Raw genomic sequence first — 24,676 nt, forward strand, 5'->3', positions numbered from 1 at the left:
AGGCCGCGCCGGCGGGCCACCCGGGGCAGGCCGGCGTGTCCGCGCCCGACCCCGGCGCGGGACGGGTGATCGCGGGCCGCTACCGGCTGCTCGCCAAGCTCGGCCACGGCGGCATGGGCACCGTGTGGCGGGCCAAGGACGAGACGGTGGACCGTGAGGTCGCCGTCAAGGAGCCCCGGGTCCCCGACCACCTTCCCGAACGTGAACAGGCCAATGTCTTCGAGCGGATGCGCCGTGAGGCCCGCGCCGCCGCCCGGCTCGACCACCCCGCCGTGGTCAGCGTCCACGACGTCGCCGTGGTCGACGGCCGGCCGTGGATCGTGATGGAGCTCGTCCAGGGCCGTTCGCTAGGCGCGGTGCTCCAGGAGGAGGGCACGCTCTCCGCGCGCGAGGCCGCCCGCGTCGGCCTGGAGGTGCTCGGCGCGCTGGAGGCCGCGCACGCGGCGGGCGTCCTGCACCGCGACGTCAAGCCGGACAACGTGCTGCTGGGCCGTCACGACCGGGTCGTGCTCACCGACTTCGGCATCGCCCAGATCGAGGGCGAGACCAACCTGACCGACACCGGCGGCTTCGTCGGCTCGCCCGAGTACATCGCCCCCGAGCGGGTGCTGGGCCAGCGCCCCGGCCCCGCCTCCGACCTGTGGTCGCTCGGCGTGGTGCTGTACGCGGCGACGGAGGGCGTGTCGCCGTTCCGCCGCAGCAACACGCCCGCCACCCTCCAGTCCGTCCTCAACGCCACGCCGGCGCCGCCCGCCTCCGCGCAGGGCCCGCTGGCCGAGATCATCACCGCGCTGCTCCAGAAGGACCCGGCGCGCCGCCCGAACGCCGCCCAGGTCCGCGCCGCCCTGGAGACCGTCGCGAACCCGCCCGTGCCGCAGCCCACCCAGATGGCCATGCTGCCCGTGCCGGGCCGTGCGGGCGGCATCCGTGTCGGCCGCACGGCACTGCTGGGACTCGGCGCCGCGGTGGTCGCGGCGGCCGTCGTGGTGGGCCTGGTGATCGCGGACCCGTTCGCGGGACCGCTGCCCGACGGCTGGAAGACGCACGACCTCGGCGACCGGGTGGGCGTGTCCCTCGCGGTGCCGGAGGGCTTCGTGAAGGACAAGCCGGCTGAGGACTCCGACGGCACCGTCGCCTCCTTCACCGACCCGAGCGGCATGGTGCGGATCGAGACCGACCGCGACCTGAAGGCCGAGGACAAGGGCAACGCGATCCCGGCGTCCGCGTCCGAGCAGGCGTTCGCCCACTGGAACGAACTGAAGGACGGCGAGTTCTCCTGGGGGATCGCCGACACCCCGGCGCCGAAGGGGCGGCCCAGGGAGACGACGTACAAGGAGCAGGACGCGGCGACGAACACGATCGTCTTCACGACGACCACCACACCGCCGCTGGAGCGCGAGGCGCAGGTCCTGTACTACCGCAACAAGGACGGCGACATGTACCGGCTGTGGGTCGTCTACCCGGCGAAGGGCTACTTCGCGGAGGACGGCCGCGAGATCGCCCGCACGGTCTTCGACGCCTACGACGTCCACAAGCGCTGACGCATGCCCGCACGGTCACCGGTGCGTGAAACGCCGGTGACCGCAACGCGCTGATCAGCGGCTTCGTTGCCAGCGTTCACTGGCAATGTGTGAGCCCTGGGTGAATCTGTTACCGACGGGTACACAAAGCGTGCGCCCCGGCATACTCTGCGCCTCATGACGGACGCGCAGACCCGGGAAACGACCGGCACCAACCCCTTGGCCCCCGCACCCCAGGGCGTACGCACCGCCGCCGACGTGGTGACGCCGGAACTGGTCGCCCAGCTCACCAAGGGCGTGGCGGGTTCCGGCCGTACCGCCAACCACACGCCGTTCACCGGCGAGAAGCTGGCCGACCTGCCCGAGTCGACGCCCGAGGACGTGGCGAAGGCGTTCGAGGCGGCCCGCGCCGCCCAGGCCGTGTGGGCGCGGGTGCCGGTCCGGGAGCGCGCCGCCGTGCTGCTGCGCTTCCACGACCTGGTGCTGAGCCGACAGGCCGAGGTGCTGGACCTGGTCCAGCTGGAGACCGGCAAGGCCCGGCTGCACGCCCACGAGGAGGTCCAGGCGGTCGCCGTAGCCGCCCGCCACTACGGCCGCCGCGCCGCCGCCTACCTGCGGCCCAAGCGGCACACGGGCGCCGTGCCGGTGCTGACGAAGGTCACCGAACTCCGCCACCCGCGCGGCGTCATCGGCCAGATCGCGCCCTGGAACTACCCGCTCGAACTGTCCGTCGGCGACGCGCTCCCGGCGTTCGTCGCGGGCAACGCGGTCGTCATGAAGCCCGACACGGAGACCTGCCTGACCGCGCTGTGGGCCCGCGACCTGCTGATCGAGGCCGGGCTGCCCGCCGACGTGTTCCAGGTCGTCCTCGGCGAGGGCCCGGTCGTCGGCCCCGAGGTCGTCCGGCACGCCGACTACGTCTCGTTCACCGGCTCCACCCGCACCGGCCGCGAGGTCGCCCAGGGAGCCGCCGCCCGCCTGGTCGGGGTCTCCCTCGAACTCGGCGGCAAGAACGCCATGCTGGTGCTGGGGGACGCCGACCTGGACAAGGCCGCCGCCGGCGCCGTCCGCGCCTGCTTCTCCTCCGCCGGCCAGCTCTGCATCTCCATCGAGCGGCTCTACGTCCACGAGTCGGTCGCCGACGCCTTCCTGGAGCGCTTCGCCGCCCGCACCAAGGCGCTGCGTCTGGGCACCGCCCTCGCCTACGGCGCCGACATGGGCTCCCTGGTCGGGCAGCGCCAGCTGGACGCGGTGACCCGGCACGTCGAGGACGCCGTCGCCAAGGGCGCCAAGGTCCTCGCCGGCGGCACCGCCCGCCCGGACATCGGCCCCTACTTCTACGAGCCGACCATCCTCGACGGGGTCGAGGCCCCGATGAGCGTGTGCACGGAGGAGACCTTCGGCCCGGTCGTCTCCGTATACCGCTTCTCCTCCGAGGACGAGGCGGTCGAGCGCGCCAACGGGACGCCGTACGGGCTCAACTCGTCGGTGTGGACGAAGAACGCCCGCCGCGGCCGGGAGATCGCCGCCCGCCTGCGCACCGGCACGGTCAACGTCAACGAGGGCTACGCGCCCGCGTACGGCAGCGTGCAGTCCCCGATGGGCGGCATGAAGGACTCCGGTCTCGGTCGCCGGCACGGCTCGGAGGGCATCCTCAAGTACACCGAGGCCCAGACCGTCGCCCAGCAGCGGCTGCTGCCGATGGCGCCGTCGCTCGGCATGGACGACGAGAAGTACGCGGCCTTCATGAGCCGCAGCCTGCGCCTGATGAAGGCGTTCCGTTTCCGCTAGGCCCCCCGCCGGGTCCGTCCCCTTCCGCCAGGTCCCTCCGCCGGGTCCCCGTCCCGGCGGAGCGCGGCAATGAACGAGAGCTTTCGACGAGGAGAGCACGTGTCACAGGAGAACTCCGCCCCCGCCCCGGACGACGACGGCTACGACTACGACGTCCTCGTCGTCGGCTCCGGCTTCGGCGGTTCCGTCTCGGCGCTCCGGCTGACCGAGAAGGGCTACCGCGTCGGCGTGCTGGAGGCCGGCCGCCGCTGGACCCGCGAGTCGCTGCCGAAGAACTCCTGGGACCTGAAGAACTACCTCTGGGCGCCCAAGCTCGGCATGTACGGCATCCAGCGCATCCATCTGCTCGGCAACGTGATGGTGCTGGCCGGCGCGGGGGTAGGCGGCGGCTCGCTGAACTACGCCAACACCCTCTACGTGCCGCCGAAGCCGTTCTTCGAGGACCCCCAGTGGGGGAACATCACGAACTGGCAGGAGGAGCTGGCGCCGTACTACGACCAGGCGCGGCGCATGCTCGGCGTGCGGCTCAACCCGACGATGACCCCCTCGGACGTCCATCTCAAGGCGGCGGCCGAGAAGATGGGCTGCGGCGACACCTTCCACATGGCGCCCGTCGGGGTCTTCTTCGGCGACGGCGAGGACGCCGACGGCAAGGTCAAGGCCACGCCGGGGCAGGAGGTGCCCGACCCGTACTTCGGCGGGGTGGGGCCCTCGCGGCGGGCCTGCTCCGAGTGCGGCGAGTGCATGACGGGCTGCCGGCACGGCGCGAAGAACACCCTCAACGAGAACTACCTGTACCTCGCCGAGAAGGCGGGCGCGGTCGTCCACCCGATGACCACGGCCGTGTCGGTCACGGAGGACTCGCGCGGCGGGTTCGCCGTCGCCACCCTGCCCACGAACGACCGGCGCAAGGGCCAGGGCCGTATGTTCACCGCCCGCCGGGTGGTGCTGGCCGCCGGCACCTACGGCACGCAGACGCTGCTGCACCGGATGCGCACGGGCGGGCAGCTCCCCCACCTCTCGGACCGGCTGGGCGAGATGACCCGTACCAACTCCGAGGCGCTGGTGGGCGCGCAGACCGACGACCGGCGCTACCGCAAGGCGACCGGCGAGGCGAAGGCCGACTTCACCCGCGGTGTGGCCATCACGTCCTCCATCCACCCGGACGAGAACACCCACATCGAGCCGGTCCGCTACGGCAAGGGCTCCAACTCGATGGGCTCCCTGTCGATCCTCCAGGTGCCGTACGCCGACAACGCCTCCGGCGCCGTCCGGGTGCTCGGCTGGCTCGGCAACGCGGCGCGCCACCCCTTGCTGATGCTGCGCTCGCTGTCCAACCGGCGCTGGTCGGAGCGGACCATCATCGGCCTGGTGATGCAGTCGCTGGACAACTCCCTGACGACGTACCTCAAGCCGTCCGGGCCGGGCCGCGGGCTGCTCACCGCGCGCCAGGGGCACGGCGCCCCCAACCCCAAGCAGATCAAGGCGGCGACCGACGGCGCGTCCGCGCTGGCCGAGGAGATCAACGGCTTCCCCGGCTCCAACGTCGGCGAGCTGACGGGCATGCCGCTCACCGCCCACTTCCTCGGCGGCTGTGCGATCGGCGACTCCCCGGAGACCGGCGTGATCGACCCGTACCACCGGCTGTACGGGCACCCCGGGATCACGGTCGTCGACGGTTCGGCGGTCTCCGCGAACCTCGGGGTGAACCCGTCGCTGACCATCACCGCGCAGGCGGAGCGGGCGATGTCGTTCTGGCCCAACAAGGGCGAGGAGGACCCGCGTCCCGCGCAGGGCGAGGAGTACCGGCGGCTGAAGCCGGTGGAGCCGAAGGCCCCGGCCGTCCCGGCGGACGCGTTCGGCGCGCTGAAGCTGCCGTTCCTGGGGATGCCGGCGGTGCCGCCGAAGAAGTAGCGCCCACGCGGCGCACGACTCAAGGGGAAAGGACCTGTGCCCCCCTCCGAGCTCAGGTCCTTTCCCCTTGTCACGGGGGCCGCCGCGAACGGGCGGCCCAGGTCACGCCTGCGCGCCGGCCTTGCGGCGGCGTACGACGAACAGCGCACCCGCGCCGGCCACGACGGCGGCGCCGCCGACCAGGCCGATCACCGGCAGGGCGGAGTTCGAGCCGGTCTCGGCGAGGCTGCCGGTGACCTTCACCTCGCTGACCTTGTCGAGCTCCTTGACGCCGCCGGTCTGCGGCTTGGCGTCGTCGGGGTCACCGGCGTCGGAGCCGGCGGCGAGGATGTCGAAGAAGTAGATCCAGCCGTTCGGGTCGTCGGCGATCCAGCAGCCCTCGGTGTCCGAGTACTCGGCGAAACCGCCGGTGAGGCCCAGCGCGTCCGGCACCTTGCCGCTGACGGAGAGCCGCAGCTGGTAGGAGACGGACTGGCCGGCACCGAGCGAGAACGCGGCGAACGTGGCGCCCTCGCCCGCGGCGTCCGCGAGCGTGTTCCACCTGCCGGTCGCCTTGTCGTACGCCTGGACCGTGATCTGGCCGGAGTAGTCGCGGACGTCCGCCCAGCCGATCGCGGCGACGCCGATCAGCGGCTTGATGTTCTTGATCTCCTCGTCGCCGCGGTTGCTGACGTCGAAGGAGAACGTGGTCCAGCCGCTGCCCGCGACGATCGTCTCGGGCAGGCCCGACAGACCGCTGCGCAGGTCGTCGCTGAGCTCGGCGGTGCTCTCGCCGTCCTCGTCCAGGCAGAGCTCCGGGTCCTCCTCGGCCGGGGTGCTCTCGCCGGCGCTCGGCGAGGGGGAGGCGGTCGCCGAGGGCGACGAGGTGGAGGAGGGGGAGGCGGAGTCGTCGGCGCCGTCCTCGGCGCCGTTCCCCTCCTCGCCGGTCCCGTCGCCGTTCTCGGTCCCGTCGGTGTTCTGCCCCGGCTGTCCGTCCTGCCGGCCGGCGCCGGACTCCGTGGAGTCCGTCTCGGCGGGGTCGGTCGTCGGGGTGGTCGTTGCCGTCTCCGTCGACTGGGACGCGGAGGCGGCGGACGCGGGGTCGGTCGCGTGGGCGGCCGGGGCCGCGAGGAGGGCGGCCGGGACTATCGCTGCCGTCGCGGCCGCTGCGGCCAGGGCGCGGCGAAGCTTCATGAAGACCTCGGTGAGTCCGGCGTGCCGCACGCTCGCGGCACGAGTCGAAGGGCGCCTCCGTGTGGGGCGCACGGGTCTGGTCCCTGTTGTCGGTGAGTTCGATCACCGAGGCCCCCGGATGGTTGTCCCGCAACTCACAGAATCTTTACGTGACGTGGATCACGTGCCCGCGGAGGTCTGTGGATCCGGGACCACGCGAGTGAGATCGGCAACGACGACTGCCGGTGGGGCGACGGGCTGATCAACCCCTCCTTCTCCGGCGACCTGCGGACCGAGCCCCCGCGGCACGGCGAGACCCGCGACCCGTACGACCGCAGCACGGGCGTGTCCCGCGACGGCGACCCGGACGAGTGCGGGGTCCTCACCCGTACCTGAGCGCTGCGGGTCCCGGACGCGCGTCGGCCGGCCCCGGGCGTCCCCGGGGCCGGCCGATCTCTCGCGTGACCGGGGCGGCTGTCCCCTGCCTCCCGGTCACCGGTACCGGAACGAGGTCCCACGACGCACGGCACGAGCCGTACGTCTCATCGCTCCGGCGAGCCACGCGTGTGCTGCTCCGGTCCGCCCCTGGCTGGCGCGGACACCGGGACCAACGACCGGCCCGGCCCGCCGGTCACGCACCGGACGGGTGAGAGGCGATCCGTACCTGGGTGACGCCGTCCGTACGCCCGTGCCCGGGACGCGGACTCAGATCTTGCCCCGGCACAGCTCCAGCAGGGTCATGGCGAGCGCGGTGCCCGGCTTGCCCAGGGCGTTCCGGTACGTGGCGAGGATCTCCATCTCGCGGGAGAGATTCACACGGCGGCCGCCGGAGGCGATCCGTTCCTTCTGGATCACGGCGGACACCGCCATCCGTTCCTGCACCAGACCGATGATCCGGTCGTCCAGCGCGTCGATCCGCTCACGGGCGTCGCTGATCAGCTCGGCGGCCTCAGGGGTGCGGGCGCCGGTCTTCTCGGTGGGCTCGGTGGTGGTGGCGGCGGTCATGTCGGGGCTCCTCGGTGGACGGGGCCCCGGAGCGACACGGTCCGGTGAAACGCCAGGCGCCCCGGACCTGTCGGCCCGGGGCGCCTGGGAAGTCGCTTGTCAGTTGCTCAAGCAGCACGACCATGGCAGCCGGCGGGCCGGGTGCCATAGGTAAAGAGGAAGGTCGGGTGCGTGAGCATGGGGCCAGTATGCCCGGTCGGCCCGGTCCGTCCAACGCCCGGCCCGCATGGTGAGACGTGGCGTGGGACGCCGGCCGGCTGCCGGGCCGGGACGGACCTTCTCGTCGTCTCGGTAGAATCGGGAGGCACAAGACCCCCTCCCCACCGCCGGAAGGCACCTCGTGTCATCAGCGACTCCCGCTGCCAACGCGCCCGACACCGTCCTGGTCGTCGACTTCGGCGCGCAGTACGCCCAGCTCATCGCCCGTCGCGTCCGCGAGGCGCGGGTCTACAGCGAGATCGTGCCGAGCACCATGCCGGTCGCGGACATCCTCGCCAAGAACCCCGCGGCGATCATCCTCTCCGGCGGCCCCTCGTCCGTGTACGAGGAGGGCGCCCCCCGCCTCGACCGCGCGCTGTTCGAGGCCGGCGTCCCCGTCTTCGGCATGTGCTACGGCTTCCAGCTCATGGCCCAGACGCTGGGCGGCCAGGTGGACAACACCGGCGCCCGTGAGTACGGCCGCACCGACCTGCACGTCTCCAAGAACTCCTCCACCCTCTTCGAGGGCACCCCCGAGGAGCAGGCGGTCTGGATGTCGCACGGCGACGCCTGCTCCGCCGCCCCCGAGGGCTTCACCGTCACCGCGTCCACGGACGTCGTGCCGGTCGCCGCCTTCGAGAACGACGAGAAGAAGCTCTACGGCGTCCAGTACCACCCCGAGGTGATGCACTCCACGCACGGGCAGCAGGTGCTGGAGCACTTCCTGTACCGCGGTGCGGGCCTCACGCCGAACTGGACCACCGGCAACGTCATCGACGAGCAGGTGGCCGCCATCCGCGAGATGGTCGGCGACAAGCGCGCCATCTGCGGCCTCTCCGGCGGCGTCGACTCCGCCGTGGCCGCCGCCCTCGTCCAGAAGGCCATCGGCTCCCAGCTGACCTGCGTCTACGTCGACCACGGTCTGATGCGCAAGGGCGAGACCGAGCAGGTCGAGAAGGACTTCGTCGCCGCGACCGGCGTCCAGCTCAAGGTCGTCGACGCCGAGGAGCGGTTCCTCAAGGCGCTGGCCGGGGTCTCCGACCCCGAGCAGAAGCGCAAGATCATCGGCCGTGAGTTCATCCGGGTCTTCGAGCAGGCCCAGGCCGAGATCATCGCCGACGAGGGCCCCGCGGTGGAGTTCCTGGTGCAGGGCACCCTCTACCCGGACGTCGTCGAGTCCGGCGGGGGCACCGGCACCGCCAACATCAAGTCCCACCACAACGTGGGCGGCCTCCCCGAGGACCTTGAGTTCAAGCTGATCGAGCCGCTGCGCAAGCTGTTCAAGGACGAGGTCCGGATGGTCGGCCAGGAGCTCGGCCTGCCCGAGGAGATCGTCCACCGGCAGCCCTTCCCCGGCCCCGGCCTGGGCATCCGCATCGTCGGCGAGGTCACCAAGGAGCGGCTCGACCTGCTCCGCGAGGCCGACGCGATCGCCCGCGAGGAGCTGACCGCGGCCGGCCTCGACCGCGACATCTGGCAGTGCCCCGTGGTGCTGCTCGCCGACGTCCGCTCGGTCGGCGTCCAGGGCGACGGCCGCACCTACGGTCACCCGATCGTGCTGCGCCCGGTGTCCTCCGAGGACGCCATGACCGCCGACTGGTCGCGGCTGCCGTACGACGTCCTCGCGAAGATCTCCACGCGGATCACCAACGAGGTCCGGGACGTCAACCGGGTCGTGCTGGACGTCACGTCCAAGCCGCCGGGCACCATCGAGTGGGAGTGATCTCCCAGTAGTCGCAGGTCATGTCCGTTTGAGCGTGCGCACCGGCGCTCCGGGCCTCCAGACCTGCACGACGAGATACTTCTCGTCCTCCACGGAGGTCCGCACGACCTCCGTGACCTCGGTGCGGAAGAGGTGGAACGGCTCCGGCGGTTCCACCTCTTCGGCGTACCGGGCGCGGGTCTCCGTGTCGTCCTCCGGCACCTCGACCGCCCGGCCGGCGATCCGCACGTCGCCGCCGCCCATGGTCGTGCCCTCGCCCGGGTTGGCCTGGAGCGAGAAACGGGGGTCGCGGCGCAGGTCCAGCGCCTTCATCGACCCCGGCATCATCCCGAACCACAGCTCGCCGTCCAGGAAGCGCACCTCCAGCCCCGAGGTACGCGGGGAGCCGTCCTTGCGGAGGGTCGCGAGGACGTGGTGCGTGTGGGCGGCGAAGCGGTCCTCGACCGTCCGCGCCAGGTCGGGCTCGGCAGCGGTGAACGCTCCCCAGGTGACGCCGGCGTCCTTCCGGCCGTCCATGTCCGTGTGCGTGCTCATGGAGCGAGTGTGACCCCGAAAACCGACACCCTCTGTCGGGTATCCGGGTGGTCCGCCGGGTATCCGGCGGATGTCCGGTGTTACGGAACAGAGCTGTCGTACGGCGCGCCCCACGGGTAACTTCCGCCCCGTACGCGAACCCCCCGCGGGAGGACTCATGCACGGGCCCACTCCGCCCCTGCCGGTGCCCACCGACAAACTGCAGTTCGCCATGCCGCCCATGCACGAGTCCCTCGAGGACGAGCGCAAACACCGCAAGGAGCGGCTGGCGGGCGCGCTGCGGCTGTTCGGGCGGCTCGGCTACGAGGACGGCGTCTCCGGGCACATCACCGCACGCGACCCCGAGTTCAGCGACTGCTTCTGGGTCAACCCGTTCGGCATACCGTTCCGCCACGTCACCGTGAGCGACCTGGTGCTCGCCAACCAGGACGGCCAGGTCGTCGAGGGCGGACACCACGTCAACCAGGCCGCCTTCGCCGTCCATGCCCAGGTGCACGCGGCCCGGCCCGACGTCGTCGCCGTCGCCCACTGCCACTCCGTGCACGGACGCACCCTCGCCGCCCTCGGTGAGCTGCTCGACCCGATCACCCAGGAGAGCTGCGCCTTCTACGAGGACCACGCCCTCTACGACGCCTACACCTCCGTCACCGTCGACCCCGAGGAGGGCCGTCGCATCGCCGCCGCCCTCGGCACCCGCAAGGCGCTGGTGCTGCGCAACCACGGGCTGCTGACCGTGGGCGACTCGGTGGACGCGGCGGCCTGGTGGTTCATGACCATGGAACGCTCCTGCCAGGTGCAGCTCACCGCGCGGGCAGCCGGCCGCCCCGTGCTGATCGAACACCGCCAGGCGGTGGCCACGCGGGAGCAGCTGGGCGGGGACCTGGTGGCGTGGATCAACTACCAGCCGATGTGGCGGGAGATCACGCGGAGCGAGCCGGATCTGCTGGACTGAGCGCCTGTCTTCCGGTTGAGGAGAGTGCGCGTCAACCTGACGCCTCGAGATTCACCCGCGGCGGCCGGGCCCGGCGGACGGGACGGGCTTGGTGTAGGGCACAATTCGCTTCCGGTGCGGGGGAGTTGTCCGGTGGCCGCCGAGGGCGGTCGCGGTATGTCGAGTGGTGTCGGGTAGTGCGGGAAGGCGGCTTCGGGCGTGGCGGTGCAGGAGGCTAGGCAGGGCGGAGCGGACCCGGCTGCCCACGAGGGCGGCTGCACCTGCGGGGACTGTCCGCACGGGGCGCGTGAGGGACATCGGCGCGCGGTCGCCGCGTTCCTGGTGAAGCGGGACGAGTACGCCACCGGCCAGGGTCTCCCGGCCGCCGTGGCCCACTCCGCCTCCGCTTCCCGGCAGTGGGTCTCCGAGGAACTCGCCCAGGCCGCCGAGGCGGTGGCCGAACGCGGCCGGGCCGAGGGCGCCGCCTGGCTGGCCCGCCTGTGGCAGCGGACGGCGGTCGTCGTCTGGGCCGGGGTCCTCGCGCTGCTGCTCGTGCAGGCGCTCACCGCGATCGGCGCGGGCTGGACCTCCGCGCGCACCGCCGGGCTGCTGGCCGCGGTCCTGGTGGCGGGTGCGCTCAGCGGGGCGTCCTGGTTCCACCGGGCGCGGGGCGGCGCGCTCGCCCCGGTCATCGGCGAGGACAACCGGCTCTCCACGTCCCGCGCCGTGGCCGGCTCCTGGGTGCTGCTCGTCGCGTTCGCCGTGCTCGTGCTGGTGGGGCGGCTCGCGGCCGCCTCCGACCCCCGGGAGCGGGACGCGCTGATCGAGGGCCTGGAACTCGCCCGCGGCGCCGGTGTGGTGACCGTCCTCGCCGTCGTCTGCGGGATCGCCGTGCTGGTGCGCCGGGTGGTCGGGCTGCGGGTGCAGGGGCAGCGGCTGCAGAAGGTGCGCGCCCACCGGCCCAGGGCGGCCGACCTGCTCACCGACGACTCCGGACGCGGCAGCTTCGCCGACATCCAGTACGTCGTCATCAACGCCGTCGCCCTCGCCTTCGCCGCCGTACGGCTGGCCCGCCGCCCGGACCAGCTGCCCGACCTGCCCTGGGGCCTCGCCGTGGTGGTGCTGGTGTCGGCGGGCACCTACCTCGCGGGCAAGTACGCCGAGGGCGGGCGCCCGGTGATCCTCTCCGTGGTGCGGGCCCGGGAGGCCGGCGACCTGGACGCGCCCATCCGCACCGGCGACGACATCGAGATCCGCGGCACCGGGTTCGTCCCGGCCGGGGCGCAGGGCGCGGACCGGCTGGCGCGCATGGTGGTGCGGGTCGGCCCGGTGAACGTCCATGTGCCGCTGGTGCCGGTGGTGGGCGGCTTCGACAACCCGACCGACGACCTGCTGACCGTGCCGGTCCCCGCGGACGTGGAGCCCGGCCGGGTCGACGTGCAGGTCGTCACCGCGGCCGGGGTGGAGACCAACCGGTACACCATCGACGTCACGGAGTGACCTCACGAGCGGACGTACTGGCGGGTCGCTGTCGCTTCCCTGAGAAAACGCTGTCGTCGGGGTGCATCCGGCGCCGATTGCCGTACGTTCGGTCTGTCCAGGTGGGCCCGGAGTCGAGAGGCGGCGGCGACATGACGCACGGCATGCGCGCAGACAGTTACACCCCACGTCCCGACGGCGACGGCGGGCTGCGGGACAGGGCCGCCCGCTACGCCCTGCTGCCGCTGCGGATCTTCCTCGGCGTCACCTTCGTCTACGCCGGCCTGGACAAGCTCACCGACAGCGCCTTCCTCAAGGACTCCGGGGCCGGGTCGATCGGCGACATGATGCGTGCCGTGCGTGACTCCTCCGCCATCCCCGCGCTGGTCGACATGGCGCTGAAGAGCCCCGTCGGCTTCGGCTACGCCATCGCCTTCGGCGAGCTGGCCGTCGGCATCGGCACCCTGCTCGGGCTGCTCACCCGGATCGCCGCCCTCGGCGGGGCGCTGATCTCGCTCAGCCTGTGGCTGACCGTGAGCTGGGCGGCCGATCCGTACTACTACGGCAACGACCTTCCGTACCTCATGGCCTGGACCCCGCTGATCCTCGCCGGGGCCCCGCTGCTGTCCGTCGACGCCGCCCTCCGCGCACGGCGCCGACGCGGAACCTTCTAGTGACCTGAGTCAGAGATTCGTCGGCAGTAGGCGGCGAATCTCTGACTCAGGTCACTAACCCCCCGGATTCCGCGCATGGCCGGCGGCGTCCGCCCCTTCCGGGGCCGGGCGGACCCGGCGGCGGCGCACCTGGCCGGTCACGACGCCCACCGCGCCGGCCAGGCAGAGGCCGCCCACGACGAGCGGGATCACCACGAACCACGGGGTCTCCCAGGCCCCTCCCGCGTCTCCCCCGTAGATCACCGCGGCCGCGAGCAGGGCGGTGCCGGCGACCAGCCGGCCGGGCTGGAACTCATGACGCAGCACGGCTCACCTCCGCCTGGCCCGCGCCGACCCTGAGGTCGAGCCGCAGCGTGCCCGCCTTCTCCGCCCCCGGGGGCGGCTGCAGGGTCATCTCCTTGTACTTGCCCGGTGCCACGTCCACGTCCTTCCGTCCGTCGCCCGGCACCTGGATGTCACCCAGCCCCACCTCGACACGCAGCCGCACGGTCGCGTCCCGGGGGACGATCACATGGATGCGGCCCAGCCCCACCTCGACCTCGGTGGAGACCGTGTCCCCCGCGGGGACCCGGACCGCCGACAGGTCCAGCTCGCCCTCGCCCGCGCCCAGGTCGTACATCGGGCGTATCTGCGCGACCGAGGCCGGCCGCCAGCCCGTGCGGGTCCAGTCCGTGCCGATGTCGTGGGGCACGGCGGTCGACCCGGCGAGCAGGCCCGCCGTGAGGATCGCGAGGACGATCGACCCGGCGCCCGTGCGGCCCAGGAAGGCACTGACGGCGATCCCCAGACCGATCACGCCGAGCGCGCACGCCAGGCCCGTCTGCAGGCTGATGCCGAGAGGGTGCGTCTCCCACGTGAGCCCCGTGCCCAGACCGGCCGCGGCAAGCGCGAACAGGAAGACCCAGCCGCCGATCCCGCGGGGTCCTCTCGGCCGGGGCGGGCGCGCCTGCTGCGGGCGCCACACGTCCTTCGCCCCGCCGCCGCTCCCGGGGCGGACGGCGACGCCGGCCGCGGTGGCGATGTCCAGGTCCCGCGCGTCCTCGGGGCCCCACAGATACCCCGTGCCCCCGACATACGTGCCGTCCTTGACGATGGGCTCGCGCCACCACGACGGGTACGCGGCCGGAACCGGCGGTGCCTGTGGCTCCGGCGGGGCGTCGGCGGCGGCCTGCGCGGCGATCGGGTCCGGGCTCGGCGTGCCGCGCCGCCGCGACCAGTAGGCGGCGCCCGCGAGCAGCAGGGACAGTATGACGGCGAAGCTCAGCACCCCGTCGTTGCTCAGCATCGACAGAAAGACACCGCAGCCGACCAGGGCGAACAGCACCGCCGCGAGCGTGTGGCCGTCGACCCGGCCGGTGAGCAGCCGGCGGACCTGGTTCTCGTCCTCGTCGTCGTACGGGACGAACAGCCAGGCGAAGCCGTAGAAGATGAGGCCGATGCCGCCGGTCGCGGACAGCACGGCGAGCGTGATCCGGAAGATCACCGGGTCCATGTCGTACTGCCGGCCGAGACCGGCGCAGACCCCGCCGAACATCTGGTGCCGCCGGTCCCGCCGGAAGTGCCGGCCGGGGTCGACGAGCCCCGCCGGAGCGCCGGCCGTCCCCTCCTTCCCCGCGCTCGCACGGGAGGGGCCCGCGGCGGGCGCGCCCGGTCCGGGTCCGGGACGCGGTCCCGGACCCGACGCGGCGTGCTGCTGATCCGTCATGGGTCCATGGTGACGGCCGAGCCGCGCCGACGGCAGTCGGGACGACCCTGGCCGGACCCTGATATCCGCCCCTGATCCCGATGTCGGGGGGCCGACCCCGAGACCGGGATCAGGGGAGTCTCCGGGGCGGACCCTGATGCCCCGGACTGCTCGGCGTGTGACCATCGTTGGCATGTCGGAAGCCGCAGCAGCGCCCCTCGCCGAGCCGCGGCCGCCGCGCAAGCTCTACCGCAGCAGTGACGGACGCTGGCTCGGGGGAGTGGCACGGGGGCTCGCCGGACATCTCGGCCTGCCCGTGATCTGGGTGCGCCTCGCGTTCGTCGCCCTGTTCATGGCCGACGGTCTCGGGGCCCTGCTGTACGCCGCGTTCTGGTTCTTCGTGCCGCTCGGGGTGGGCGGCGTCGACGCGCAGAAACCGCCCTCGCCGGTCACCGCCGAGACCACCCCGGACGGCCGCCGCAGACTCGTCACGCGGAAACCGGACAAGGGACAGATCGTCGCCCTGCTCCTCATGGTCGTGGTGGCCATGATCTTCGTGGGCAGCGTGGACCTCACCAACGGCGCCCGGGCGTACCTCTGGCCGACCGTCCTGGTCGGCGCGGGCGTGGCCCTGGTGTGGCGGCAGGCGGACAACGCACGCCGGGCCCGCTGGATGGAGGTCGGCCGCCGCAGGCGGACGGTCACGCTGCTGCGGGCGGTGGCGGGTGTGCTGCTGGTGACGGCGGGCGCCTCCGGCATCTTCGTCCTGCGCGGCTCCGGCAGTCACCTGGGCGCGGTGCTGCAGGCCGCCCTGGCGGTCCTCGTCGGCGTCGCCCTGCTCGCGGGTCCATACCTCGTTCGTATGACGCAGGACCTCTCCGAGGAGCGCCTGATGCGCATCCGCGCCCAGGAGCGCGCCGAGGTCGCCGCCCATGTCCACGACTCCGTGCTGCACACGCTCACGCTGATCCAGCGCAACGCGGACAACCCCGGCGAGGTGCGCCGCCTGGCCCGCGCCCAGGAGCGCGACCTGCGCGCCTGGCTCCACAAGCCGGAGGGGAACGGCAAGGACGAGGACGAGGAGCCCGCCACCCTCGCGGAGGCGGTCAAGCGCAACGCCGCCGAGGTCGAGGACAAGCACGGCGTCCCCCTGGAGGTCGTCGTCGTGGGCGACTGCCCCCTCGACGAGAGGATCGCCGCGCAGATGCAGGCCGCGAGGGAAGCGATGGTCAACGCCGCCAAGTACGGTGGCGAGGGAGGCGCGGTCCAGGTCTACGCGGAGGTCGAGGGGAGGACGGTGTTCGTGTCCGTCCGGGACCGCGGTCCCGGGTTCGACCTCGACTCGATACCCGCCGACCGTATGGGCGTCAGAGAATCGATCATCGGCCGTATGGAACGCAACGGCGGCACGGCGCGGCTGCGCGCGGTGCCGGACGGGGGAACCGAGGTCGAGCTGGAGATGGAGAGGGCGGAGAAGACGTCATGAGCGAGCCGACCGAGGCGAACGCAGCGGCGGAGGCGGCGCCGGCGGACGGGACCGCGGAGCCGGCCGGCGGGGCCGGGCGGCGCCATGTGCGCGTGGTCCTCGTCGACGACCACCGGATGTTCCGTACGGGGGTCCAGGCGGAGATCGGACAGACCGAGCAGACCGGTGTCGAGGTGGTCGGCGAGGCCGCCGACGTCGACCAGGCGGTCACGGTCATCACGGCGACGCGGCCCGAGGTGGTCCTGCTCGACGTGCACCTGCCCGGGGGCGGCGGCATCGAAGTGCTGCGGCGCTGCACGTCGTTGATGGGGGATCCGGAGCGGCCGGTGCGTTTTCTCGCGCTGTCCGTGTCGGACGCGGCGGAGGACGTCATCGGCGTCATCCGGGCCGGTGCGCGCGGCTACGTCACCAAGACGATCACGGGCGCCGACCTGGTCGACTCGATCTTCCGGGTGCAGGAGAACGACGCGGTGTTCTCGCCGCGGCTGGCCGGGTTCGTGCTGGACGCCTTCGCGTCGACGGACGCCCCGCCGGTGGACGAGGACCTCGACCGTCTCACCCAGCGCGAGCGGGAGGTGCTGCGGCTGATCGCCCGGGGCTATGCCTACAAGGAGATCGCCAAGCTGCTGTTCATCTCGGTGAAGACGGTGGAGTCGCACGTCTCCGCGGTGCTGCGCAAGCTGCAGCTGTCCAACCGGCACGAGCTGACCCGCTGGGCGACGGCCCGCCGCTTGGTCTGAGCCGCCCGGCCGAGCTCGGTCACACGACGCGTGTCGCCCCCGCGAACGGCATCTGGTCGACGGGGGCCACGCGGACCGGGGCCGAGGGGTTCGGGGCGTGGATCATCTGCCCGTTGCCGATGTACAGGCCGACGTGGCTGATGCCGGAGTAGAAGAACACCAGGTCCCCGGGGAGGAGTTCGGAGGGGGAGACGCGACGGCCGGCGTCGATCTGCGCGTACGTGGTGCGCGGCAGGGAGACGCCCGCGGAGCGGTACGCGGCCAGCACGAGGCCCGAGCAGTCGAAGGCGTCCGGGCCGGTCGCGCCCCACACATAAGGGCTGCCGAGCTTCTGGCGGGCGTAGGCGACGGCCTGCGCGGCGCGCGCGTTCGGCGCCTGCGCCAGGGCGGCGTCCCGGGCCGTACCGCCGGCCGAGCGGGCGGCGCGGAGGGAGTCGCCGGTGATCCGGGCGCGCTCCTCCGGTGACATCCGGGACAGCGCCTCGCGGGCGGCGGACAGCTTCTCGGTGATCGTCCGCCGGTGGCGCCCGAGTTCGTCCCGGCGGGCGGTGAGCGTCCTCACCTCGACGCGGGCCGCGCCGCGCAGCTTCTCGATCTCGCGGAGCTGGGCGCGGACCCGGCCCAGCTCGGCGTGGTGGCGGCTGCCCGCGCGTTCGGCGAGGGCCGCGCCGTCGAGGTAGGCGTCGGGGTCGTCGGACAGCATCAGCCGCAGGGCGGGGTCGAGGCCGCCGGAGCGGTACTGCGCCGCCGCTACGGTCCCCAGGGCCTCCCGGGCCTTGTTGAGCCGTGCCTGGGCGCGGGCCGTCTCGTCCTGGAGGTCGCGCAGCCGCCGCCGTGCCGAATCCGCCTTCTCCTTGACGCCGTTGTACTTCTCGGTGGCGACCTCGGCCTCGCGGTACAGACGGTCCACGTCGGCGCCGGAGGGCGTCGGCCGGGGCGCCGCGTGCCCCGCTCCGTCGAAGCCGGCCGCGGTGGCCGCTCCCGCGAGGACGACGGTGACGGCCGCACGGGCCGTGGTGCCGCCCACCGGACGCTGCCGTGACCTGCGGTGCGCTGCCACCCTCGGTGCCGTCCTTCCCACTGGCGTCCGTCGGGGCCGGACGTCCGTCCGGTGGTCCGGCGGCGGGGTGACAGGGGAGCCGTCCGCCGCCGGACCCTTTCCTCGGCGGTGGTGTCCGGCCGCCGCTCCTGGCCCGAGCGGCGATGCGGAGCCGGTCACCTGGGGCAGGACGCTAGGCCGGGCCGCGCGGCGCGGGATGCGGGTTGTGCGGAAGTGTTGCCCACGGACCGCCGGGTGACCGTAAGTGACCGTTGGGTCGTGCATGGCGCTTCGTTCTCACTCAGAGTGATGACCGATGTGGTGAAGGCGGGAAGGCCGAGGGCGGCGGAATGCTATGGGACGCCCCTGGTTAGGCTCCGGCCTCATGGACGTACTCATCCACCTCTTCGTCGGTCTGCACATCATCGGCATCGCGTCGCTGCTCGGCGGCTTCCTCACCCAGATGAAGGCGATGGGCGCGGGCACCGCCCGCTTCGTCCCGGCGATGCTGCACGGCGCGCTGACGATGCTGGTCACGGGCGTGATCCTCGTGGGCCTCAACCAGGCGCAGGACTACTCCGTGGACAACATCAAGATCGGCGTGAAGCTGGCGCTGCTGGTCGTGATCCTCGGCCTGGTCTACGTGAAGCGGGACGAGGAGAAGGTGGACAAGGGCGTCTTCGGCCTGGTCGGCCTGCTGACCGTGGCGAACATCTTCATCGCGGTGCTCTGGACCTGAGCCGCGACCCCGGAACGCCGGGGCCTGCCCTCGACACGGAACCGCCGACCGAGCCTCTCCGGCCCGGTCGGCGGTTTTCGTATGTGCGCCCTCTGCGTCCTCTGCGCCCTCTGCGCCCGTGCCGTCAGGCCGGCCGGACGACGCTGTGGATCGCGGAGTCGCCGTCGTAGTAGATCGACTCCTCGCGGACGTACGCGCCCGGCTTCGGGGCGTGGATCATCATGCCGTTGCCGATGTAGATGCCCACGTGGGTGACGTCGTCGTAGAAGAAGACCAGGTCGCCGGGCTGCGCCTGGGACACCGGGACGGTGGTGCCGGCGTTCACCTGGTCATAGGTGGTGCGCGGCAGGGAGACGCCGGCGGCCTTCCAGGCGGCCTGGGTCAGCCCAGAGCAGTCGTAGGAGCCGGGGCCGGTCGCGCCCCAGACGTACGGCTTGCCGATCTGCGCGCGGGCGAAGGCGAGGGCCTTCTCGGCCTTGATGCCGTACGACGAGTCGGCGGGCGGGGTCTCGGTCGAGCCGGTGGAGCCGGACCCGGAGCCCTCCGAGGCGCCACCGTCCTGCTGCGCGGCCTCCTCGCGGGCCTGCTCCTGCTCCGCCTGCTGCCGGGCCAGCTCCGCGGCCTTGCGGGCGGCCTCCTCCTGCTTGCGCTTCTCGATCGCGGCGAGCCGCGCCTTCTCCTCGGCGGTCAGCTTCGACAGCAGTTCACGCGCGTCGGCGAGCTTCTTCTGGACGGTGGCCTTGGCCGTCTTCAGGTCGCCCTGCGTCTCGGTGAGCGTTCGGAGGCTCTCGGTGGCCTCCTGCCGCTTCTTCATCGTCTCGGTCTGCTGGGTGACGTAGTCGTCGACCGCCGCCTTCTGGCGGCCGGTCATCCGGTCCAGCACCTGACGCTGGTCGAAGATGTCCTGCGGGGTCTCCGCGAGCAGGAACGTCGCGGTGTCGGGCAGGCCGGCGCCGGTGCGGTACTGGGCGGCCGCGTAGGAGCCCAGCTCGGCGCGCGCCTCGTTCAGCTTCTGCGTGCGCTGCGCCACGTCGTCGAGGAGGGTGTCGACGCGCTTGCGCTGCTTGGTGGTCTTCTCCTTGGCCGCGTTGTACTTCTCGGTCGCCGACTCGGCCTGGCGGTAGAGGTCGCCGACCTTCTTCTCCACCTCCTCCAGGCTCGGCCGGTCCTCGCCGGGAGAGGCGTTGGCCGTCTGGGAGAGCAAGGCCACAGAGGTGAGCGCGGCCGTGGCGAGGGCCGGGGTGCGTATGCCTGCCACGCGCGTGCCGGGGGTGCGCGACTTGCGGTGCGACGCCAAGGGAGGCGACTCCTTCCGGTGCTCCGCCTACCGGGTTAGCTGTCGGGTTCGGGCGGGTGGAAGGGTTGCCCTACGGCCTCTCCGAAGAGTGGGCCGATTCACCCCAAGTCTCGGTGGGTCCCCGGCTCCGGCTGCCCTGGCGGACAGTGACGGACTCGGCGGGGGCCGCGCGGCCCGGCGAGGTTCGCCGGCGGGGGACGAGCGGCCCGGACGGCACGGTAGCCAACTGGTGTGGCCCTTGTGAAGGTTGATGGGTGATATGCCCGATACATTTTCGTGACCTTCTTGTGGATGTCACGCACGGTGAGGCGCTGACCGTGGAGGGTGCCCGCCGCGGCGCCCCGGGGAGGGGCCGGGGATGTTTCCGGGGCGGGCCCGGGTTGTCGGTGGAGCGCCCTAGACTCGGAGAGCGATGAGCAGCCTCTTTGACGACAGCTTCCTGGCGGACCTCCAGGCCCAGCGCGGCCCGGCGGACGACCCCCCGCCGCCGCCCGAGGACGAGCACGCCCCGGAGCCCCTGCCGGACGACCTGTTCGGCGGGAAGTTCGACGTGCCCCCGGAGCGGGACTCCTACTACCGGGACGGCGCCCCGCGCCCGGTGATCGACTCCGCCGCGCTGCTCGAGGGGCTGAACGACAACCAGCGCGCCGCGGTCGTGCACTCCGGCTCCCCGCTGCTCATCGTCGCCGGAGCCGGGTCCGGCAAGACCCGTGTGCTCACCCACCGCATCGCCTACCTGCTCGCCGAGCGGGGCGTCCACCCGGGCCAGATCCTCGCGATCACCTTCACCAACAAGGCCGCGGGCGAGATGAAGGAGCGCGTCGAGCAGCTCGTCGGCCCCCGGGCGAACGCGATGTGGGTGATGACGTTCCACAGCGCGTGCGTCCGCATCCTGCGCCGCGAGTCCAAGAGGCTCGGCTTCACGTCGTCCTTCTCGATCTACGACGCCGCCGACTCCAAGCGTCTGATGGCCCTGGTCTGCCGCGACCTGGACCTCGACCCGAAGCGCTTCCCGCCGAAGTCCTTCAGCGCCAAGATCAGCAACCTGAAGAACGAGCTGATCGACGAGGAGGACTTCGCCGCCCAGGCGACCGACGGCTTCGAGAAGACCCTCGCCCAGGCCTACGCGCTCTACCAGTCCCGCCTGCGCGAGGCTAACGCGCTGGACTTCGACGACCTGATCATGACGACGGTCAACCTGCTCCGCGCCTTCCCCGACGTCGCCGAGCACTACCGCCGCCGCTTCCGGCACGTCCTGGTCGACGAGTACCAGGACACCAACCACGCCCAGTACGCCCTGGTGCGCGAGCTGGTCGGGGGCGCCTCCGAGCCCCACGTCGACGTCCCGCCGGAGGCCGAGGTGCCGCCCGCCGAGCTGTGCGTGGTGGGCGACGCCGACCAGTCCATCTACGCGTTCCGCGGCGCGACCATCCGCAACATCCTCCAGTTCGAGGAGGACTACCCGGACGCGACGACGATCCTGCTGGAGCAGAACTACCGCTCCACGCAGACGATCCTGTCCGCCGCCAACGCCGTGATCGAGCGCAACGAGTCGCGCCGCCCGAAGAACCTGTGGACCAACGCGGGCGAGGGCGCGCGCATCACGGGGTACGTCGCGGACACCGAGCACGACGAGGCGCAGTTCGTCGCCGACGAGATAGACCGCCTCACGGACGCGGGCGAGGCCAAGGCCGGCGACGTCGCCGTCTTCTACCGGACCAACGCCCAGTCCCGTGTGTTCGAGGAGATCTTCATCCGCGTCGGCCTGCCCTACAAGGTCGTCGGCGGCGTGCGCTTCTACGAGCGCAAGGAGGTCCGGGACGTCCTGGCCTACCTGCGGGTGCTGGCCAACCCCGAGGACTCGGTCCCGCTGCGCCGCATCCTCAACGTCCCCAAGCGCGGCATCGGCGACCGCGCCGAGGCCATGATCGACGCGCTCGCCCAGCGGGAGAAGATCAGCTTCCCGCAGGCGCTGCGCCGCGTCGACGAGGCGTACGGCATGGCCGCCCGGTCGGTGAACGCGGTCAAGCGGTTCAATACGCTGATGGAGGACCTGCGTACGGTCGTCGAGTCGGGGGCGGGACCGGCGACGGTCCTCGAGGCCATCCTGGAACGCACCGGCTACCTCGCCGAGCTGCAGGCCTCCACCGACCCGCAGGACGAGACCCGCATCGAGAACCTCCAGGAACTCGCGGCTGTCGCCCTGGAGTTCGAGCAGGAGCGCGGCGAGGGCGAGACCGGCACGCTGGCCGACTTCCTCGAGCAGGTCGCCCTGGTCGCCGACTCCGACCAGATCCCCGACGAGGAGGACGGCGACGGCGTCATCACGCTGATGACCCTGCACACCGCCAAGGGCCTGGAGTTCCCGGTCGTCTTCCTGACCGGTATGGAGGACGGCGTCTTCCCGCACATGCGCGCCCTCGGCCAGACCAAGGAGCTGGAGGAGGAGCGCCGCCTGGCCTACGTCGGCATCACGCGCGCCCGGGAGCGGCTCTACCTCACCCGGTCGGTGATGCGCAGCGCCTGGGGCCAGCCGTCGTACAACCCGCCGTCGCGGTTCCTGGAGGAGATCCCGGCCACGCACGTGGAGTGGAAGCGGACCGGGGCGAGCGGTCCGGTGGCCTCCGGTGCGGTGTCCGGGGTGGCGGCGTCGCTGTCGTCGTCCCGTTCCCGCTCGTCCGCGTCGGGCGCCTCCGGCTTCGCGACCCGGCGCACCTCGGAGAAGCCCGTGGTGTCGCTGGCGGTCGGGGACCGGGTCACCCACGACCAGTTCGGCCTGGGCACGGTCGTCGCGGTGAAGGGCACGGGGGCGAACGCGGAGGCGACGATCGACTTCGGCGACGAGAAGCCCAAGCGGCTGCTGCTGCGGTACGCGCCGGTGGAGAAGCTCTAGCAGTCGGTGGACCGGCGTGGCCTGTCGTGGCCCGGGGTTCGCCCCGGCGCCGCGGCGGGCGCCGGATCACGGGCCGGCCTGCGTGGGTTCGTTTACGTCGGTTCCAGGCCGTGGCTGCGGAACCAGGGCAGGGGGTCGATCGACGAGCCGCCGCCGGGACGGACCTCGAAATGCAGGTGCGGGCCGGTCGAGTTGCCGGAGTTGCCGGAGAACGCGATCTGGTCGCCCGCCTTGACGGTCGCGCCGGAGGGCACCTGGTAACTGGAGAGGTGGCAGTACCACGTCTCCGTGCCGTCCATGGCCGTCACGATCAGCATGTTGCCGTAGGCGGAGTTGTACTGCGTGCGTACCGTGCCGTCGGTCGCCGCCAGCACGGGCGTGCCGTACGAGACGGGGAAGTCGATGCCGGTGTGGAGGGACATCCAGTTGATGCCGGACTGGCCGTAGAAGGCGCTGAGTCCGTGCTGCGCCACCGGGAGCGCGAACTTCGGGCGGAGCCGCTCCTTGCGGGCCGCCTCCTCGGCCGCCCGCTTGCGCTCGAGCTCCTGCTGGGCCTTGAGGTCGATGCGGCCCTGGGCGCGGCTGGCCCGGTCCGCGAAGTCGTCGGCGCCGGCCGCGAGGCTCTCGAGCTGGGTGTCCAGCTTGACGTTGGCGGCGGACGGCTGGACCGGCTGGGCGTCCGCGGCGGTCGTCCGGGCGTCCTGGCCGCCCTCGTCGGAGAGGTCCCCCACCGAGGCGGCGGCGATGCCGGCGACGCCCATCACGCAGGCCGAGGGCACGGCCACGGTCAGCAGCGCGGAGCGCTTGGGCGGGGTGCGGCGGCGGGAGCGGGACCCGGAACGGGAGGCGGCGCGCGGTGCGGGGGTGACCTCCTCCTGCTCGTCGAGGAGGGAGACGGCGGGCAGTTCGCCGGTGTCGGCCGGTTCACCGGCCCCGGGTTCGTCCGGACCGGGCTCCCCGCGGTAGGCGTCCTCCGCGTAGGGCTGGTCGGGCGCGTCCTGCTCGTAGGGCTCCCGGGAGAAGCTCTCCCGGGTGAAGTCCTCCTGCGCCGCGAAGTTCTCGTGCGCCGCGAAGTCCTCCTGGGTCCCGAACTGCTCTTGCCCGTACGGCTCTCCGCCGTACTGCGCGTCCGGTGCGGGTGTCTCGCCGCCGTCGGAGTTCCACTGGGTGGCGTCGTAGACGCCGCTGTCGAAGGTCTGCGTGCCCCAGTTCCACTGCTGCGTCGGGTCCGCGGGCTGCTCGGCATGGTCGGGCTGGAGCCACGCGCTCGCGTCCCACTGGCCGGTCTCGGGGGACCCGCCCTGCTGGGGGGTCCCCGCCATCGGCTGCTCGCCCGTGGTCCAGGCGGTCGCGTCCTGGCCGCCGGTCCCGTACGCGGCCTGCTGGAAGGCGTAGGCGTCGTAGTGCCCGGTGTCCTGCGCGCCGGCCGTCCACTGGCCGGTGGTCCAGGCGGCCTGCGCGGGGTCCTCGCCCGGCATGCTCCCGAAGAGGGGGTCGGCGGCGAAGGTGCCGGCGGCGTGCTCGCCGGTGCCGTAGTAGGTGGCGTCGTAGCCGCCGTAAGAGGTGACGTCCCCGTACGGGACCTCCTGGCTGCCGTACGACGCGTAGGGCGCCGAGGCGGCATCGGAGGCCGGAGCCGGGGTCATGGTCCCCGACGGGTGACGGTCGTTCACCAACTTCTCTTTCGCCTCGACAACAGGGGCTGCCAGAGCAGTGCGGCGACTGTACCCGGCGGTATGCGGGCGCGACAATCTTCCCCAGGTTTCGCGGCCGCAGGAAACGGGCATTCGGTCGGGTTTTGGCGGTCGGCGGGCGCCGTCTTGGCTCTTTGTTCGACGGGTGTTCGAAGTTGTGGCGCACGGGCGTCGGCAAGTGGG

The 24,676-nt window shown here is 72.4% G+C and carries 19 protein-coding genes and 1 riboswitch; of the genes, 11 read left to right on the forward strand and 8 right to left on the reverse strand.

Annotated elements, in window-relative coordinates; genetic code table 11:
* The 3 genes from AY578_RS20140 to AY578_RS20150 form a co-directional block, all read left to right on the forward strand.
* On the forward strand, positions 1-1,541 hold a 1,541-nt coding region (locus AY578_RS20140; protein ID WP_258903673.1), incomplete at its 5' end, for a serine/threonine-protein kinase.
* Between the two features lie 156 nt (positions 1,542-1,697).
* Positions 1,698-3,311 (forward strand): succinic semialdehyde dehydrogenase, encoded by a 1,614-nt coding sequence (locus AY578_RS20145; RefSeq protein ID WP_028960221.1) that lies wholly within the window; start codon positions 1,698-1,700, stop codon positions 3,309-3,311.
* Positions 3,312-3,410: 99 nt separating this feature from the next.
* Positions 3,411-5,225, forward strand: a complete 1,815-nt coding sequence (locus AY578_RS20150) for a GMC oxidoreductase (RefSeq protein WP_136239814.1) — start codon at positions 3,411-3,413, stop codon at positions 5,223-5,225.
* A gap of 102 nt (positions 5,226-5,327) precedes the next feature.
* On the opposite strand, the gene AY578_RS20155 is transcribed toward AY578_RS20150, so the two are convergent.
* Together AY578_RS20155 and AY578_RS20160 are read right to left on the reverse strand one after the other, a co-directional pair.
* Complete coding sequence (locus AY578_RS20155) at positions 5,328-6,398, reverse strand: LAETG motif-containing sortase-dependent surface protein (RefSeq protein ID WP_258903675.1); 1,071 nt, start codon at positions 6,396-6,398, stop codon at positions 5,328-5,330.
* Between the two features lie 684 nt (positions 6,399-7,082).
* Positions 7,083-7,382, reverse strand: coding sequence for a chorismate mutase (locus AY578_RS20160; RefSeq protein ID WP_258903677.1), 300 nt, complete (start codon positions 7,380-7,382; stop codon positions 7,083-7,085).
* A 340-nt stretch (positions 7,383-7,722) separates the two neighbouring features.
* Between AY578_RS20160 and guaA the strand changes: the two genes are divergently transcribed.
* Entirely contained in the window at positions 7,723-9,303 is a 1,581-nt protein-coding gene (gene guaA, locus AY578_RS20165) for a glutamine-hydrolyzing GMP synthase (RefSeq protein ID WP_019527908.1), read from the forward strand.
* Positions 9,304-9,321: 18 nt separating this feature from the next.
* Here guaA and AY578_RS20170 read toward each other — a convergent pair whose 3' ends face one another.
* Positions 9,322-9,837, reverse strand: coding sequence for a pyridoxamine 5'-phosphate oxidase family protein (locus AY578_RS20170; RefSeq protein WP_370879063.1), 516 nt, complete (start codon positions 9,835-9,837; stop codon positions 9,322-9,324).
* A gap of 157 nt (positions 9,838-9,994) precedes the next feature.
* Between AY578_RS20170 and AY578_RS20175 the strand changes: the two genes are divergently transcribed.
* The 3 genes from AY578_RS20175 to AY578_RS20185 all read left to right on the forward strand — a co-directional run bounded on the left by AY578_RS20175 (position 9,995) and on the right by AY578_RS20185 (position 12,921).
* Positions 9,995-10,789 (forward strand): class II aldolase/adducin family protein, encoded by a 795-nt coding sequence (locus AY578_RS20175; RefSeq protein WP_019527906.1) that lies wholly within the window; start codon positions 9,995-9,997, stop codon positions 10,787-10,789.
* Positions 10,790-10,987: 198 nt separating this feature from the next.
* A complete protein-coding gene (locus AY578_RS20180) occupies positions 10,988-12,268 on the forward strand; it encodes a hypothetical protein (RefSeq protein ID WP_136239816.1) in 1,281 nt (426 codons plus the stop codon).
* 131 nt (positions 12,269-12,399) lie between these two features.
* Positions 12,400-12,921, forward strand: coding sequence for a DoxX family protein (locus AY578_RS20185; protein WP_019527904.1), 522 nt, complete (start codon positions 12,400-12,402; stop codon positions 12,919-12,921).
* 54 nt (positions 12,922-12,975) lie between these two features.
* Here the strand turns inward: AY578_RS20185 and AY578_RS20190 are convergent, their stop codons facing one another.
* On the reverse strand, positions 12,976-13,227 hold the full coding sequence (locus tag AY578_RS20190) for a hypothetical protein (protein ID WP_136239817.1): 252 nt from the start codon (positions 13,225-13,227) through the stop codon (positions 12,976-12,978).
* Positions 13,214-14,626 (reverse strand): PspC domain-containing protein, encoded by a 1,413-nt coding sequence (locus AY578_RS20195; RefSeq protein WP_136239818.1) that lies wholly within the window; start codon positions 14,624-14,626, stop codon positions 13,214-13,216. Before AY578_RS20195 ends, AY578_RS20190 begins: the two co-directional genes overlap by 14 nt.
* 172 nt (positions 14,627-14,798) lie before the next feature.
* On the opposite strand from AY578_RS20195, the gene AY578_RS20200 reads away from it, so the two are divergent.
* Positions 14,799-16,091 carry an ATP-binding protein gene (locus AY578_RS20200; RefSeq protein ID WP_136239819.1) on the forward strand — a complete coding sequence of 431 codons (1,293 nt, stop codon included), beginning with the start codon at positions 14,799-14,801 and terminating at the stop codon, positions 16,089-16,091.
* Entirely contained in the window at positions 16,088-16,831 is a 744-nt protein-coding gene (locus AY578_RS20205) for a LuxR C-terminal-related transcriptional regulator (RefSeq protein WP_019527900.1), read from the forward strand. The genes AY578_RS20200 and AY578_RS20205 overlap by 4 nt, the downstream gene beginning before the upstream one ends.
* 19 nt (positions 16,832-16,850) lie before the next feature.
* Here the strand turns inward: AY578_RS20205 and AY578_RS20210 are convergent, their stop codons facing one another.
* Positions 16,851-17,891 (reverse strand): C40 family peptidase, encoded by a 1,041-nt coding sequence (locus AY578_RS20210; protein ID WP_215048303.1) that lies wholly within the window; start codon positions 17,889-17,891, stop codon positions 16,851-16,853.
* A gap of 364 nt (positions 17,892-18,255) precedes the next feature.
* On the opposite strand from AY578_RS20210, the gene AY578_RS20215 reads away from it, so the two are divergent.
* Positions 18,256-18,609, forward strand: a complete 354-nt coding sequence (locus tag AY578_RS20215) for a hypothetical protein (protein WP_019527898.1) — start codon at positions 18,256-18,258, stop codon at positions 18,607-18,609.
* Between the two features lie 124 nt (positions 18,610-18,733).
* On the opposite strand, the gene AY578_RS20220 is transcribed toward AY578_RS20215, so the two are convergent.
* Positions 18,734-19,906, reverse strand: coding sequence for a C40 family peptidase (locus AY578_RS20220; RefSeq protein WP_136239821.1), 1,173 nt, complete (start codon positions 19,904-19,906; stop codon positions 18,734-18,736).
* A gap of 24 nt (positions 19,907-19,930) precedes the next feature.
* Positions 19,931-20,067, reverse strand: a riboswitch (cyclic di-AMP (ydaO/yuaA leader).
* Positions 20,068-20,318: 251 nt separating this feature from the next.
* Here AY578_RS20220 and pcrA point away from each other — a divergent pair.
* Entirely contained in the window at positions 20,319-22,799 is a 2,481-nt protein-coding gene (gene pcrA, locus AY578_RS20225; protein WP_136239822.1) for a DNA helicase PcrA, read from the forward strand.
* Positions 22,800-22,891: 92 nt separating this feature from the next.
* On the opposite strand, the gene AY578_RS20230 is transcribed toward pcrA, so the two are convergent.
* A complete protein-coding gene (locus tag AY578_RS20230; RefSeq protein WP_136239823.1) occupies positions 22,892-24,472 on the reverse strand; it encodes a M23 family metallopeptidase in 1,581 nt (526 codons plus the stop codon).
* Positions 24,473-24,676: the final 204 nt, after the last annotated feature.

Source organism: Streptomyces thermocarboxydus (assembly GCF_024760485.1).
GTDB lineage: Bacteria > Actinomycetota > Actinomycetes > Streptomycetales > Streptomycetaceae > Streptomyces > Streptomyces cellulosae.

Coding starts and splice junctions, on each gene's coding strand:
- AY578_RS20145 (WP_028960221.1), top strand. CDS start 1,698: ATGACGGACGCGCAGACCCGGGAAACGACCGGCACCAACCCCTTGGCC.
- AY578_RS20155 (WP_258903675.1), bottom strand. CDS start 6,398: ATGAAGCTTCGCCGCGCCCTGGCCGCAGCGGCCGCGACGGCAGCGATA.
- AY578_RS20205 (WP_019527900.1), top strand. CDS start 16,088: ATGAGCGAGCCGACCGAGGCGAACGCAGCGGCGGAGGCGGCGCCGGCG.
- AY578_RS20160 (WP_258903677.1), bottom strand. CDS start 7,382: ATGACCGCCGCCACCACCACCGAGCCCACCGAGAAGACCGGCGCCCGC.
- pcrA (WP_136239822.1), top strand. CDS start 20,319: ATGAGCAGCCTCTTTGACGACAGCTTCCTGGCGGACCTCCAGGCCCAG.
- AY578_RS20185 (WP_019527904.1), top strand. CDS start 12,400: ATGACGCACGGCATGCGCGCAGACAGTTACACCCCACGTCCCGACGGC.
- AY578_RS20175 (WP_019527906.1), top strand. CDS start 9,995: ATGCACGGGCCCACTCCGCCCCTGCCGGTGCCCACCGACAAACTGCAG.
- AY578_RS20170 (WP_370879063.1), bottom strand. CDS start 9,837: ATGAGCACGCACACGGACATGGACGGCCGGAAGGACGCCGGCGTCACC.
- AY578_RS20195 (WP_136239818.1), bottom strand. CDS start 14,626: ATGACGGATCAGCAGCACGCCGCGTCGGGTCCGGGACCGCGTCCCGGA.
- AY578_RS20200 (WP_136239819.1), top strand. CDS start 14,799: ATGTCGGAAGCCGCAGCAGCGCCCCTCGCCGAGCCGCGGCCGCCGCGC.
- AY578_RS20215 (WP_019527898.1), top strand. CDS start 18,256: ATGGACGTACTCATCCACCTCTTCGTCGGTCTGCACATCATCGGCATC.